Raw genomic sequence first — 14,309 nt, 5'->3', positions numbered from 1 at the left:
CGGCGTCACTGCCCGCGGAAGTTCGGCGGACGCTTCTCGAAGACGGCGGTGACCGCCTCGGTGAGATCGTCGCTCGGCAGGAAGGCCGCGTTCCACGCCGCGACGTAGCGGAGGCTGTCGTCGACGCGCGCGCTCCGGCTGTGATCGAGGACATCCTTGACGCCCTGCACTACGAGGGGAGCGTTGGCCGCGATCTCGGCCGCGATCCCCCGCGCGGCGGCAAGGGCGGCGTCCTTGTCGTCGTACACGTCGCTGACGAGGCCGATCTTCTCTGCGCGAGCGGCATCGATGTCCTTGCCGGTCAGCGCGAGTTCACGGGTGTGACCTTCGCCGATGATCAGCGGCAGGCGGGCGAGCGAACCCATGTCCGCGACGATGGCGACCTTGACTTCGCGCACGCTGAACTTCGCGTCGGCGCTGGCCACCCGGATGTCGGCGGCGCTGATCAGGTCGACGGCACCGCCGATGCACCAGCCCGAGATCGCGGCGACGACCGGCTTGCGGCAGTCGGCGACGGCGTCGATGGCCCGCTGCATGCGCTTGATGGTGTGATGGAACTCAGTGCGGGGACCGGCCTTCGCATCCGGGGCCAGCACCTTGCCGAAGTCGCCCATCATCGCGGGCAGGTCGAGGCCGAACGAGAAGTGCTTGCCCGATCCGGAGAGCACCACTGCGCGCACATCCGGGTCCGCGTCGATCGCCTCGAACAGCGGGGCGGACTCGGCCCAGAAGTCGGGGCCCTGAGCGTTGCCCTTGCTGGGGCCGATGAGCGTCACCTCGGCGACGTGATCGGCGACGGTCACCTCGAACGCCTTGTAGGGATGCGTCCGGTATGCGGGGGAGTCCGTGAGAGTCTTGTCCTGAGTCACGGACCCGATGCTACCCACCCGGGGTTACTCATGAGTAACCCCGGGTGGATCCGGCAGTCGTCAGTCGCGATGCAGCCGCGGCAGCAGTTCGGCCGTCTTCTGATCGGTCCACCCTTCGGGGGTGAGGATCGCTGCCCACGCCGTCGGAATCTCTCGCAGATAGTTGTGACCGTGTCCGTCGGGGACGTCGACGGCCACCGCCATATCGGCGGCGACCTGCAGGAAGGTGACGAACGGGATCCAGTTCACCGCTGAGAGCACGTCGGAGCCACGGGGCTCCTTGAGCCAGTCGGGCTTGTTGAGCACGAGATCCGGATTCCACCACGAGATGGGATCGGACGCGTGCTGTAGGTAGACGATGCGACCGCGGTCCCATTCCACACCGGCCGGGCGCTCGAGGTCCTTGGCCGTGTTGATGAATCGGACCTGCTCACCGTCATTGAAGATCGGCAGCACTTCCGGGGTACCGGCGTCACGGTCGGCGGTGGTGTCCACCCACGTCTGGTTGCTGAACGTGGGGCCGGTCAGCAGGGCGCCGTCGGTCCGGGCGCTCATCGTCGCGACAGAGCCGAACGGGGCCTCGGCGCCGAACGATCCGAGGCTCTCGCCGAAGACCACGACCTTGGGCCGTTGCGCCTCGGGGATACGCCGCACCAGCCGGTCGACCGCCTCGAACAGCGCGCGTCCGGCCTGGCGCGCGCGCTCCTGGTCGACGAGGAACGAGAGCCAGCTCGGCAGCATCGAATACTGCATGGACACCATCGCGGTGTCGCCGTTGTACATGTACTCCAGGGAGTCGAGGTTGGCCTGATTGACCCAGCCGGTGCCCGTCGACCCAGCGATGCCGATCAGTTTGCGCTGCAGACCGCCCGTCCGGACCAGTTCCTGGGCCGCCAGTTCAGCGCTGTCTTGGATCGAGTCCGCCGAATCGAGCCCGGCGTAGACCCGGATGGGTTCTTTCGCCGGCGCCTTGTTGAACGCCTCGAGTTCGGCGACCGTCGGGCCGGTCGAGACGAAGGTGCGACCCATGCGGCCCAGGCTCGCCCAGCTGACCACCGACTCCGGTCCGCCGGAACGCAGTGTGGAGGTCGGGGGAGCCGAATCGGGATTGGTCTCATTGTTCAGCGCCGCGAAGGAGTTGTTCAACGCCGACATGCCGTAGTCGGCGACCGCGCCGTTGAGGATCAGGACGCTCACGACGACCATCACCGTCGCCGCGGTGATCCCGGCGATCCGGGGTGGGATGCGCCGGCTCATGCGGCGCGCGAGCATCCGCAGCAGCGCACCCCACGCCTGCCCGACGCCGAGCAGGACCCCGAAGACCACCACCGCCACCACCACGATGATCGGGTACGCGGTCCAGTTGAGGTGTTCCACGCCCATCAGGTCACGCAGTTCCTCCTGCCAGCGGTGATACCAGTAGAGCATGAAGACGGTGCCTGCGAGGAAGACGATCGTGAGTCCCACCCACCACCATCCGCGCGGACGCGGCCAGGGTTCTCGACGGGACACCAGGTATCGAGCCAGCCATGTGAAGAAGGCTCCGATCGCGTAGCCGATCGCGGCGGCAGCGGCGCTGACGAGGCCTTGGAACAGGGGTCCGCGCGGCAGCAGCGACGGTGTCACCGACAGCCACAGCAGGACCGTCGCGACGACCAGACCGCCATACGACAATCGTCTGGAGTACCGCGACCACAGACGCACCACGGCGTTCGGAGACGAGGCGTCCGATTCCGCATCGCCGGCGTGCGCGGCGTCGGCGCGGGTCTCTTCGACGGCGTCGGCTTCGGTCGCAGGCGGCGCGTCGGTCGGTTCTTCAGCGGCCATGAGCCTGCCTTCCATGTGCCTGATGTGACCCCTCACTTTAGAAGCAGGAGTGCCGAGATCGCGTGTGCCACGATGGTTTCGTGAACTCGATCCCTGATCCGCTGTCCATCGCCGACGTCCACGTGAGCCTGCCGGTGGCCGATCTCGACGCCGCGTCGCGGATGTACGACCTTCTCCTGGGTGAATCCGAGGGGCTGCGCTGGGCGGCGTCGAATGCGACGGTCGCACTCCGGGACGGGCGGACCGACGCCGACGCGCACGCCGTCGAACCGACGGTCGACTTGACTGTCGCCGATTACGACGGTGCCGCAGCGCTCCTGCGTCGGCGGGGCCTGACCCTGGACGATACGGACGGCGCTGCGGCGATCGTCGGCGCCTCGCCGCTGCGCATCACCGCCGGCCCGCAGGTCCGGCCCACCGGCCGGATGCTCGACCACATCGTCCTCACCGCGCCCGATGCCGACCGGGCCGTCGCGCTCCTCGGCGGCCGGCTCGGGATCAACCTGCGCCTCGTCCGCGAGCTCGGCGACGGGATGTGCCAGCTCTTCTTCCGGACACGCACCGTCGTGATCGAGGTCGTCGCCGGAGCCCCGGACGCCGGCGACCGCCTCGGACTCATGGGACTGGCCTGGCGCACCGACGACATCGTCGCCGAACGGCATCGCCTGGCGGGCGCCGGCCTCGAAGTCAGCGATGTCCGCACCGGCCGCAAGGGAGGCACTCGCGTATGCACCGTCCGGGAACCGGCACTGGGCACGGCCACCCTGCTCATCGAGCAGTAGGCATCGCGCAGTAGTCAGCCAGCAGCAGCGACTTCCGCGCCGAAGGCTCAGTCCGCTTCGAGCGCGGACACGCGGTGCCACCGGCTCCGGTAGAAGACCAGCGGATCGACAGTCGGGTCACCGGAATGTCGATCGACGGCGAGCACCGCGATCACATGGTCGCCCGCGGTGACGATCTGCCGCGGCCGGGTGACGAACACTGCGGCGGCTCCGTCGAGCAGAACGGCGCCGCCGGCCTCACGGCGCCAACCAAGACCGTCGAATCTGCGCGGAGCCGCTCGACGGAAGGCGTCGGCCACCGGCGGCTGGTCCGCGGCGAGCACGCTCACTCCCCACTGCGGCACAGCCGAGAGCCGCGGGAGCGTGGTCGACGTCGCAGCGATGTTGACCGACACCAACGGCGGGTCCAGTGACACCGAGGTGAACGAACTCGCGATCAGGCCGAACGGTCCGTCCGCATCGACGGCGGCCACGGTGACCAACCCGGTGGGGTAGCGGGCCATGGTTGCCCGCAACGTCGGCTCGGTTTCGAACGCGGTGGTCATCACCAGAGTCCTCCCCGCGGCGTCAGTGTGCGGCCGTCAGAAAAGGCGCGGCAGCGACGCGTCCGGGACTGTTTCCCGGCACCGCGAACAGACCGCGCAGCACCAACTGCGGTATCACGCCTTCCCCGAACCAGTACAGCTCTTCCAAGTGCGGGTAACCCGACAGGACGAACTCATCGATGCCCAGCGCGGCGTACTCGGCGATGCGGTCGGCCACCTCGGCATGACTGCCCACTAGCGCGGTGCCCGCGCCTCCGCGCACCAAACCGACACCCGCCCATAGGTTCTCGGCCACTTCCAGAGCCCGCGGATCGCGCCACGATCCGTCACCGCGGTGGGCGGCGTGCAGATCGCGCATCGCCGCCTGTCCCGCCGACTCGCTGCGTGCCAGGCCCTCCTGGGCGGCGCGAACGGTGTCCTCGTCGAGCGCTGCGAGCAGGCCGGCTGCCGCGGTCCACGCCTCGTCCGCGGTGTCCCGGGAGATGACGTGCAGCCGAATGCCGAATCGCACCGTTCGGCCCCGCTGCGCGGCGAGGCCGCGGATCCAGTCGATCTTCGCCGCCACCGCCGCTGGCGGCTCGCCCCAGGTCAGGTAGACGTCACTGTGCCGCGCGGCGACGGGACCGGCCTCGGGAGAGGATCCGCCGAAGTAGATCGGGATCTCCTCTGCGGGCAGCCGATGCAGCGCTGCGTCGTCGACCTGCAGGTGCCTGCCGCGGTGCGTCACCCGTTCGCCGCGCCACAGTCCGCGGACCACGGTCAGGAACTCGTCGGTGCGGGCGTAGCGCGAGGGTTTGTCGAGGAAGTCGCCGAACGCCCGCTGTTCATGGGGCTCGCCGCCGGTGACCACGTTCAGCAGGAGCCTGCCGGGCGCGTGCCTGCTGAAGGTCGCAGCCATCTGTGCGGCAAGAGTCGGGCTCACCAGCCCCGGACGGAGGGCGACCAGGAATCCCAGGCGCTCCGATTCCCGCGCGATCATCGCCGTCGTGAGCCAGGCGTCCTCGCACCAGGCACCGGTGGGCGTGAGTGCCGCGGTGAATCCGAAGTCCTCCGCCGCGCGGGCGATCGAACTCAGGTAGCCGATCGAGGCGGGCCGATCGCCGCGGGCGGCCCCGGCCGGAAGCCCGTGTCCGCCGCCGACGATGAACCGGGAATCGCCGTAGGTCGGCAGAAACCAGTGGAGCTTCAGTGCGGGGCGCTCGGTGTTCGACTGCTCTGACGGACTCGCGACCGGAGCTGTCGGGATCGCGGACCGGTTGGCCGTCACGGTGGTCGAGGAGGGGGTCTGTGCCATGTCTTCTTCCTGTGGAGGATCAGATGTTGCCGTGGGCGGGGGGCCGGGTGCCCGCGAGCGCCCATCGGCCGAGATGAGCGAGCTTCCATCGCTCGGGATCGTGAAGGGTGTGGGTTCGCGCGTCGCGCCAGTACCGCGAGAGGTTCGACGCCGCCGCGGCCGCCCTGGTGCCGCCGAAGTCGAACAGCGCCTCGCCCGCATGCCGGGCCGCACGCCCGGCGGCGACCTTGGCCAGCGACGCCTCTGCGACGAGTTCGGGCGGCTCGCCTGCGACTTCGGCCGTCTCGATGGCCCGGACCGCGGCGTCGAGCAGAGCCCGCGCCGCGCGGACCGTGAGTTCGAGTTCGCCGGCCGAGGCCAGCAGGAGGGGATCGTCGACCGCGCGCTCCACGCCGGCCTCGAACCAGGGACGAGCGCGTTGCGCGGCCTCGGCTCCGGCCGCCAGCGCACCGGAGGCCAGACCGGCGTCGACGGCGGCGTGCAGCAGCTGCGCGCGAGCGCCATACGTGCTCGGTCTCTCGAACAGCTCGTCGAAAGCCACCACCTGCTCCGGCTCGACAGGAACATCGTCGAACTCGACCGTCCCCGATGCGGTGGTCCGCTGGCCGACCGCGTCCCAATCGTCGAGGATCGACACGCCTTCGGTCTCGGCCGGCAGATAGACCAGAACGCGACCGCCGTCGGGGCCGAGGGCGCGCACCGCCAGCAGATCGGCGATGACCGCACCGGTGCAGTAGAACTTCTTGCCCGACAGGCGCAGTCCGCGCGCTGTCCGAACCACGCTCGTAGCGTCGTCCACGGCTGTCGCGCCGCCGCGCTCGCTCTGGGCGTTGGCCAGGCGCGCACCGCCGGCGACCCGTCCGAAGACCTCCTCGGCGAGTCCGGGCGGCGCGAGCCGCGCGAGGGCGTCGAGGAAGGTGAAGTGGCTCTGGGGGATCTGCGCCAGGCTCGGGTCGACGGCGGCCAGTGCGGCGATGAGCCCCGCCGCCGACCCGATGCCCAGACCGTGTCCGCCGTACTCCACCGGAACGGTGACCGCCAGCAATCCCGCCCCCGCCAGGAGATCGAGCTCCGCGCGGGGAAGTACGCGGTCGCGGTCGCGGTCCGAGGCGGTGCGCGCGATCTCCGGCAGCAGGCCCGGCAGAACGGTGGCGATTGGATCGGCTGTGACGGCGGTGGTCTCTGCGGCTCGACTCGAGACGGGACTCATGGTGGAGAGGACCTCTGGGTTCGACGGCGGACGGTGGTCGGTTCAGCTGTACAGCGTGAACTGCGGGGCGCGGCGGTTCAGCGTCCAATCGCCGACCTCGCGGGCCTTGTATGCGACCGGATCGTGCACCGTGTGCGTTCGCAGGTTGCGCCAGTGCCGATCGAAGCCGTAGGAGGTCGTCGTCGCGCGAGCTCCCTGGATCTCGAACAGCCGCGAAGCCACCTCGAGGGACACCTTGGTCGTGACGTACTTGGCCTCGGCGATCGCGATCGCGGCTTCGGCACGCTGGTCGGGCGTGAGGTCCGGGCCGATGTCGAGTGCGCTCTGCAGCGCCTCACCCGCGTGGTCGGCGAGCAGCGCCGCGGCGGTGACCTCGGAGCGCAGCGCGCCGACCAGCTCGAGGATGTACGGATCGTCGGTCGCGCTCTCCAGACCGGAGGTCTCCCACGGTGAGGCGTGCAGGCGAGTCCAGTCCAGTGCCTCCTCGAGTGCACCTTCGGCGGTGCCGATGTAGAAGTTGACGAAGGCCAGCTGCCAGTGCGGGGTCACGAGAGTCTGATATGCGCTCGGCACGCGTCCGGTCAGCGGATCCTCGCCGAGGATCTCGCTGCGCTCGATGCGCACACCGTCGAAGACCACTCCGCCGGAGTCGGTCAGTCTCTGGCCGATGTTGTCCCAGTCGTTCAGCGGTGTGAACCCTTCGCGCCGGGCCGGGATGGACAGGAACACCAGGTCGCCGTCGAGTTCGGCGGTCACCGACAGCTGGTCGGCGACACCGGCTCCCGAGGCGAAGGTGCGCCGGCCGTCGAGCCGGAAACCGGACCCGTCACGGGTGAGCGTCAGACCGGATGCGCCGCGCGGATTCTGCACGCCGCCCCAGAAGGGCTTGAACTGTGCGTTGCGGCGCGAGAGTTCGTCGGCCTGATCGGCGGTCCCGAACAGGTGCGGTATGCGCTGCTGTGCGTAGTGGTAACCGAGCAGGTGCGCGATCGAGGTGTCGCCGCGGGCGACGTGTCGGGTCAGTTGCTGCGACTGCGAATAGTCCAGTCCCGAGCCTCCGTACTCCACCGGCTCACCGACCTGCAGCAGGTCGGCTTCGCGAAGCAGTTCGATCTCGGCCAGCGGCGGCTTGTTCGCGCGGTCACGCTCGGCGGCGGTGGCCCGCAATTGCGCCGCGACGAGATCGGCGCGGCGCAGTGCGGCGTCGAACCGGGCCAGGTCGTCGGACGCGGGCGGTGCGGTGTGGTCGGTGACGGTCATGGGTTGCCTTCTTTCGATCCGGATGGAATGAGGAGGTGGGAGCTCACCGGGCGGCGAGGACGCCGTGACGGGCGAGCTCGGATTCGAGGCGGCCGCTGACGGCGAGGTCGTTCTCGAGATCGCGAACGATCGGCAGGATCTTCTCGCCGAAGTAGACGACGTCCTCGTGGTAGTGCAGAAAGCCCAGGAGCAGCAGATTCACGCCGCGGGTCTTGTAGGCGACGATGCGCTCGGCGATCTGTTCGGGTGTGCCGATCAGTCCGGTGCGGAAACCGTCGTTGTACTGGACGAGGTCGGCGAACTCCGAGTCCTGCCACATGCCCTTGCCGTCCGAGGTGGACGAGCCGGCCTGCTTGACCGCGGATCCGAATCCCTCTACCGCCTCGCGGTCCGCCTTGTCGACGATCTCTCGGAGCACGTCGCGGGCCTCGCTCTCCGTGTCGCGTCCGATGAGGAAGCCGTTGAGGCCGAACTTGACCGTGCGGTCGTGCAGTGCCGCTTCGGTTAGCACGTCGCTGACCTGCTCGCTGATACCGTCGAAGTCTCTACCGTTGCTGAAGTACCAGTCCGAGACCCGACCGGCCATCGCTCGAGCCGCGGTCGAGTTGCCGCCTTGGAAGATCTCCGGATGCGGGCGTCCGGGCAGGTCGAGCGGCTTCGGCTTCAGATCGAAATCATGGAGACGATAGAAGTCGCCCGCGAGGTCGGCGTGGTCGTCGGTCCAGATCCGCCGTAGGTAGGTGATGAACTCCTCGGCGCGGCGGTAGCGTTCGTCGTGCTCGAGCCACGGCTCGCCGAGCTTGGTGAACTCATCCTTGAACCAGCCGCTCACGACGTTGACCGCGGCGCGGCCCCCGGACAGATGGTCGGCGGTGGCGAGGAACTTGGCGAGGACGCCCGGGTGCCAGAGCCCGGGATGGACCGCGGCGATGACTTTGAGCCGCTCGGTGGCGAGCAGCAGAGCGAGCGAGAAACTGGTCGACTCGTGCTGGTACGCGGCACCGTACGAGGCCGTGTAGCGGACCTGGCTCAGTGCGTAGTCGAAGCCGTTGTTCTCGGCGAGCCGGGCGAGAGTGCGGTTGTAGTCGTACCCCCAGTCGGTGCGCTGTTCGATACGGGAGACGACCAGACCGCCGCTGACGTTCGGCACCCAGTACGCGAACTGGAGCGGCTGATACGCGGTCTCGAGACGACGGTCGGAACTGTTGGTGGACATGACGAATAGACCTCCGGTGAGGTTGGTGACGAGAGTTCGGTGAAGCAGGACGGGGCCGGATCGGGCGGAGCGGATCAGGCGGGACCGATCAGCGACATCGGCGGGGTGAGTACATCGGCGCGAGCACGTTGACAGTGTGCTGTTCGCACGGGAAGGCCGACAACCATTCGAATCAGGGTGGGTCTGACCGACCGCGGGTAGGGTGATCGGCGTGAGGGAGATGCCGATGTTTCCGCTGGGCGCTGTGCTCCTGCCAGGGGAGAAGCTGCCTCTCCGGATCTTCGAACCCCGTTATGCGGCAATGCTTCCCGTGGTGGAGAAGAACGGCGGCGAGTTCGGTGTCGTGTTGATCGAGCGCGGCTCGGAAGTCGGCGGCGGCGACGTGCGTTCGATGGTGGGCACCGTGGCGAGGATCGACCGCCTCACCGACGCGGGACCTGGCCGCTACTCCTTGCTCTGCAGCGGAACCTCGCGCATCCGGGTGACCGAGTGGCTGCCCGACGATCCGTATCCGCGTGCTCTGGTCGAGGATCTCCCCGAGCCGGACACCGGCCCCGTCGAGTGGTCGGACGTCCTGGAGAAGCGGGCTCAGCTGCAACTGCTCTGCGGGCAGGGCGGCCGGAAGGATCCGCAGTTGCGGTGGATCGCCTCGCAACTCGCCGCGCCGGTCGACTACGGCGACGGCGACCCGGTCACGGAGACGTTTCGCGCCGCCTCGGATCTTCCACTCGGACCGGCCGACCGGCAGAGCGTGCTGGAGAGCCCCGATCCGGGATCGCGGATCGATGTGATCGACGCCGCGCTCGACGACCTGATCGCAGCGCTCAGATTCAGATTGAGGGGTTGATCGATGAGCAACATGGAGGCACAGCCCGCCGAGGTGGAGTGCGGTGCGACGCCCGCGGCCGGTGTGGAAGTGATCGAACCTCGCCTGGTGCCGCTCGGCGGCATCCGGGCGATGAAGGTGAACCGGACGTTGCCGACACGTGATCGATCGATGATCGGCGCCTGGTGCTTCGCCGACCATTACGGTCCCGAGCCGGTCTCGCAGTCGGGCGGGATGCGGGTGCTGCCGCATCCGCACACCGGACTGCAGACCGTGAGCTGGCTGTTCGAAGGAGAGATCGAGCACCGCGACAGCGCGGGGGTGCACGCGATGGTGCTGCCGGGAGAGATGAACCTGATGTCCGCCGGCCGCGGGATCAGTCACTCCGAGGTCTCCACACGCCGGGTGGAGACGCTGCACGGGGTGCAACTGTGGGTCGCGCTGCCCGACGGCGCCCGCCACGGGGAGAACGGCTTTCAGCACTATCGTGCACCCTCGGTGGACCTGACCGATGCGTCGGGAGCCGTGGTCGGCAGCATGAAGGTATTCGTGGGCGACTCGGGCGGATCGTCGGCGGAGATCGTCACGGCAACACCGCTGCTCGGCGCGGAACTGTCGATCGACCCGGGCGCGTGTGCGGTCTTGGAGGTCGACGAGTCCTTCGAGCACGGTGTTCTGCTCGACACGGCCGCCGCGGAGGTCGGCGGAGTCCGGATCGGGCGCGCTTCGCTCGCCTATGTGGGCCCGGGGTCCAGCCGGCTCGAAGTGCACAATCCCACGGACCGACCGGCACGCGCGGTGCTGCTCGGCGGCGAGCCCTTCGCCGAGGACATCGTCATGTGGTGGAACTTCGTCGGCCGCGACCACGACGAGATCGCCGAGTACCGCGAGGAATGGCAGCGGCGGTCGGAACGTTTCGGAACAGTGGGCGGCTGGGGAGCCGACGAATGGATCCCCGCGCCGCCGCTGCCGAACACTCGGCTGAAGCCGCGCAGGCGGACTCGACCATGACAAGAGGGGACGGGCGATGACCGACGCAGAACGCACGGAGGTGGTCCGGAACGACGCGCTGGGCCGTTACGAGATCCTGGTGAACGGTGAGACCGCCGGATTCACCCGATTCATCGACCGTGGAGACCAGCGGATCTTTCCACACACCGAACTCGACGACCGGTTCTCCGGTCGCGGCCTCAGCTCCGTCCTGGTCCGTGAGGCGCTCGACGACACCCGGGCCGCGGGCCGGCGGGTGGTGGCCGTCTGTCCGCTCGTGGCCAAGTATGTGAGCAAGCATGAGGAGGTGGCCGATCTCGTCGATCCGGTGACCCCGGACATCCTGCAGTTCCTGCGGGGTGAATAGCCCACCGGGCCGGGGCAGCGCTGCCCCGGCCCGGTGGCCCGTCAGTGATCCACCGTCAGTGATCCCCGTCAGTGATCCTGGTGAGGCTCCGCCGGCGCGGCGCGCCCGCTTCCGTCGGTATCACTGGTCCCGAGGTCGGACAGCATCTGCGCGACGTCGATACCGGTGGCGCCGCGGATCAGCTCCATGGTGCTCACCAGGCTCGATCCCGCGCCCTTGGCGACCGGGCTCACCGAGTCGCCGACCAGTGTGATGTTCGCATCGGCCAGCGGTGCCGAGGCCGCGCGGACGATGTCGGGGAGCTTGCTCAGCACCAGTTCCAGCTGGCCGACCTCGTCGAGCTTGCCGAGCGCCTCGGCGCGCTTCTCCAGGGCGTCGGCCTCGGCCTCGCCGGTGATCCGGATACCCTCGGCCTTGGCCGCCGCCTCGGCGATGATCTCGGCTTTACGGGCCTCGGCCCGCTGTTGCGCCGCATACAGCTCGGCTTCGGCGGGGCGGCGCACCTCGGCGTCGAGCTGTGTGTCGCGCAGTCGTGCGGTCTGCTCGGCGACCTCGTTGTCCTTCTCCACCTGAATGCGCCGGCGTTCGGCCTCGACCAGCGGGCGGACCGCGTCGGCCTCGGCCGCCGCACGGTCGGTGGCCTGGCGGGCGGCTTCCCGCTCGATGTCGAGCTCGCGCTGCTGCTCGATGATCGCCTGCTCGTTCTCGATGCGGCTCTGTTCGGCCACGCGGTGGGCCACGGCGCGCGACCGTGCTGCGATCGCGGCCTGATCCGATCGCTCCTTGGCGGCGAGGTCGGAGAAGTACTGGCCGTCCGAGTCCTGGACGTCGTTGATCGAGAAGCTGTCGAGGATCAATCCCTGGTTGCCGAGGATCTCCTTGATCGAGCGCGCGACCTGGTCGACGAGTTGCTGCCGATCGACGAGGATGCTCTTGGCGGTCATTGTGCCGACGATCGACCGCAGCTCACCGGAGAGCTGCTCGGTGACGAGGGCCTTGACCCGGTTGAGGTCGTCGCCGAAACGCGGACCCGCCTTGAGGATGGCTTCCGGCGTGTCGCCGACCTTGACGACCGCGACGCCTCGGACCTTCAGCTCGATGCCGTCGTTGGCCGGGGTCGAGGTGTCCAGATCGGCCTTGACCGATGACAACTGCACCCGGGTCGCGCGCTGCACCACCGGAAGCACGAAGGTTCCGGTTCCGCGGTACACCTTGCCCTCGTGCCCCTTGCCGGTGCCGGTGACGATGAACGCCTCTTCCGCTCCCGGCACGCGGTAGCGCGACAGCACGAGCAGGACGATGAGGACGAGTAGCACCACGATGGCCACTACGGCGCCGATGACGGCTCCCATCTTGCGGGTTCCTTTCGTTGCCCCGGTTCTGCAGGGAACCGGGTGGGGATCAGTCGGTGAGGGAGATGCGGGCGACGACGTAGTTGTCGCCGCCGTCGATGCGGTCCACGATCACGGCCTCATCGTTGTGTTCGAGCGGGGCGTCGGAGGTGACCGTCACCTGGCGGGTGCCGAGCGGCGTCCGTACCTCACCGATCCCGAAGCGGCCGGGAGTGACGGGTTCCACGATGCGTACCGCCGAACCGATGAGGTCGACGTTCGGCAGTTCGGCTTCGGCGCCGACGAGGTACCCCAGAACGACGACGGCCGCGACCGAGAGCACCACGCCGGCGAGCGCACCGACCAGCAGTGCCGGCCAGGTCGCCGTCTCGGTGAACGTCAGGAGCCCGCCCGCGAGCAGGCCGAACCCAGTGGCGAACGGGGTGACGATGGACAGCAGTCCGGCGCCGGAGTCGCCGAGGTGAACGTCCACGCCGCCGGCATCCACACCGAGGACGGACAGCAACGTCAACACCAGACCGACGCCGCCGACGATCAACAGCACGATTCCCAGCACGCATACCCCCGTCTGCAGTCACCTGTGCCCCCAGTGTGACACACCGTTCAGAGCCGACCATTCGGACGGGCGACCGGCGCGTGCGGCCGGAACCGCGGGACGCCGGCCTCAGGAGGAGAGCACGAAGTCGTCCCAGTTCGTCGACAGGTACTCGAGAAACGCCGGACCGACGGACTCGGCGCGCATGTGATCGGCAGACACGGGCTGCGGCGTCGACGTGAACGCAGGGTCGGCGACCACTCTGGCCGCGAAATCGTGGTGCAGGATCCCGGCGGTCCCGATCAACACGAAGTCGGCGCCGGCGTCGAGGCTCTCGCGCACTTGAGCACCGGTCAGGATCTTCCCGGCGACGCCGAGACGGGTGCCCCCGCGCGGCAGATCGGTGAAGTGTTCGAGCAGAGTGCGGTCGCGGTGCTCCTCCTCGGCCGGGTGTTTGAACGCGTCCCACATCGACATGTCGAGGTAGTCGAGCCGTCCCGAGGCGAGAACCTGAGCCGCCAGCTCGCGCGACTCGGCGAGCGGAACGCCGTAACGCTCGGGCGAGAGTCGCAGGCCCAGCTGAAAATCCGGTCCTGTGGCGCGACGGACCGCATCGACCACCTCGTGGATGATGCGGAATCGGTTGTCGGCGCTGCCGCCGTACTTGTCGGCGCGGTGATTGCTGCGCGCGTCGAGGAACTGGCAGAGCAGGTAGCCGTGGGCCCCGTGGATCTCGGCCCCGTCGAAACCGGCCTCGGAGGCGAGGACTGCGGCTTCGGCGAACTCCTCCACGATCGCCTCCACCTCGGCGGTGCTCAGTTCCACCGCCTGCTTGGCGGCATCGTTCCACGGCGCCACCCGGACGGGGTCGAACTGTCCGTCGCCGCGTCGCCCTCCGTGCTGCAGCTGGATCGATGAGACCGCTCCCGCCGCGCGCAGCCCGTGCGCCAGCCGGGTCAGTCCGTCGAGGTGCTCGGGGCCGGCGACGCCGAGCTGTCCGGAGAACGAGTGCCCCCGGCCGGACACCCATGCCGCGCATGTCATCACCATGCCGAAGCCGCCCTCGGCTCTCCTCACGAGCCAGTGGTACTCGTCGTCCGAGAGAGTGCCGTCGGCATTGCTCTGCAGATTCGTCAGCGGAGCCAGGGCGATGCGGTTGGCCCAGGCGGGGCCGCGTGCGAAATCCAGGGGAGAGGCGGGTGTGATCACCGTCCCAGGCTACCGGGGTGCCTTCCA

14 protein-coding genes are annotated in these 14,309 nt (G+C 68.9%); 4 read left to right on the top strand and 10 right to left on the bottom strand.

All coding sequences use genetic code 11. The annotated features are described in order from the left end of the window. Positions 1-5: 5 nt before the first annotated feature. Positions 6-869, bottom strand: a complete 864-nt coding sequence (locus ACE11G_RS08620; RefSeq protein WP_278127351.1) for a crotonase/enoyl-CoA hydratase family protein — start codon at positions 867-869, stop codon at positions 6-8. 60 nt (positions 870-929) lie between these two features. Beyond that, positions 930-2,696, bottom strand: coding sequence for an alpha/beta hydrolase (locus tag ACE11G_RS08615; RefSeq protein WP_375004053.1), 1,767 nt, complete (start codon positions 2,694-2,696; stop codon positions 930-932). 80 nt (positions 2,697-2,776) lie between these two features. On the opposite strand from ACE11G_RS08615, the gene ACE11G_RS08610 reads away from it, so the two are divergent. Continuing rightward, a complete protein-coding gene (locus tag ACE11G_RS08610; protein WP_231875761.1) occupies positions 2,777-3,478 on the top strand; it encodes a VOC family protein in 702 nt (233 codons plus the stop codon). A gap of 47 nt (positions 3,479-3,525) precedes the next feature. On the opposite strand, the gene ACE11G_RS08605 is transcribed toward ACE11G_RS08610, so the two are convergent. Genes ACE11G_RS08605 through sfnG form a run of 5 tightly spaced genes read right to left on the bottom strand, consistent with a single transcriptional unit; the run spans position 3,526 to position 9,003 of the window. Then, entirely contained in the window at positions 3,526-4,023 is a 498-nt protein-coding gene (locus ACE11G_RS08605; RefSeq protein ID WP_062367848.1) for a flavin reductase family protein, read from the bottom strand. A 22-nt stretch (positions 4,024-4,045) separates the two neighbouring features. Beyond that, positions 4,046-5,317 carry an LLM class flavin-dependent oxidoreductase gene (locus tag ACE11G_RS08600; RefSeq protein ID WP_231875762.1) on the bottom strand — a complete coding sequence of 424 codons (1,272 nt, stop codon included), beginning with the start codon at positions 5,315-5,317 and terminating at the stop codon, positions 4,046-4,048. Between the two features lie 19 nt (positions 5,318-5,336). Further along, positions 5,337-6,527, bottom strand: a complete 1,191-nt coding sequence (locus ACE11G_RS08595; RefSeq protein ID WP_375004051.1) for an acyl-CoA dehydrogenase family protein — start codon at positions 6,525-6,527, stop codon at positions 5,337-5,339. Between the two features lie 42 nt (positions 6,528-6,569). Beyond that, entirely contained in the window at positions 6,570-7,787 is a 1,218-nt protein-coding gene (locus ACE11G_RS08590; protein ID WP_062367850.1) for an acyl-CoA dehydrogenase family protein, read from the bottom strand. Positions 7,788-7,830: 43 nt separating this feature from the next. Continuing rightward, on the bottom strand, positions 7,831-9,003 hold the full coding sequence (sfnG, locus tag ACE11G_RS08585; RefSeq protein ID WP_006894983.1) for a dimethylsulfone monooxygenase SfnG: 1,173 nt from the start codon (positions 9,001-9,003) through the stop codon (positions 7,831-7,833). Between the two features lie 220 nt (positions 9,004-9,223). Here sfnG and ACE11G_RS08580 point away from each other — a divergent pair, with 220 nt between their 5' ends. From ACE11G_RS08580 to ACE11G_RS08570, 3 genes are read left to right on the top strand one after another with little or no spacing between them, the layout of a single operon-like run. Further along, positions 9,224-9,850, top strand: coding sequence for an LON peptidase substrate-binding domain-containing protein (locus ACE11G_RS08580; protein WP_346077484.1), 627 nt, complete (start codon positions 9,224-9,226; stop codon positions 9,848-9,850). Positions 9,851-9,853: 3 nt separating this feature from the next. Further along, the gene (locus ACE11G_RS08575; RefSeq protein ID WP_222111418.1) at positions 9,854-10,840 is read left to right on the top strand and encodes a pirin family protein; all 987 of its coding nucleotides are present in this window, start codon (positions 9,854-9,856) and stop codon (positions 10,838-10,840) included. 16 nt (positions 10,841-10,856) lie between these two features. Beyond that, positions 10,857-11,186, top strand: coding sequence for a GNAT family N-acetyltransferase (locus tag ACE11G_RS08570; protein ID WP_346077449.1), 330 nt, complete (start codon positions 10,857-10,859; stop codon positions 11,184-11,186). A gap of 68 nt (positions 11,187-11,254) precedes the next feature. Here ACE11G_RS08570 and ACE11G_RS08565 read toward each other — a convergent pair whose 3' ends face one another. The 3 genes from ACE11G_RS08565 to ACE11G_RS08555 all read right to left on the bottom strand — a co-directional run bounded on the left by ACE11G_RS08565 (position 11,255) and on the right by ACE11G_RS08555 (position 14,282). Then, complete coding sequence (locus tag ACE11G_RS08565) at positions 11,255-12,538, bottom strand: flotillin family protein (RefSeq protein ID WP_375004048.1); 1,284 nt, start codon at positions 12,536-12,538, stop codon at positions 11,255-11,257. Between the two features lie 49 nt (positions 12,539-12,587). Next, a complete protein-coding gene (locus ACE11G_RS08560) occupies positions 12,588-13,094 on the bottom strand; it encodes a hypothetical protein (RefSeq protein ID WP_006894990.1) in 507 nt (168 codons plus the stop codon). 108 nt (positions 13,095-13,202) lie between these two features. Then, a complete protein-coding gene (locus ACE11G_RS08555) occupies positions 13,203-14,282 on the bottom strand; it encodes an NADH:flavin oxidoreductase (protein WP_006894991.1) in 1,080 nt (359 codons plus the stop codon). Positions 14,283-14,309 lie beyond the last annotated feature (27 nt).

Origin of the sequence: Gordonia sp. PS3 (genome assembly GCF_041950545.1) — a bacterium.
GTDB classification, from domain to species: Bacteria; Actinomycetota; Actinomycetes; order Mycobacteriales; family Mycobacteriaceae; genus Gordonia; species Gordonia sihwensis.
This window is presented reverse-complemented; position numbering and strand designations above follow the sequence as displayed.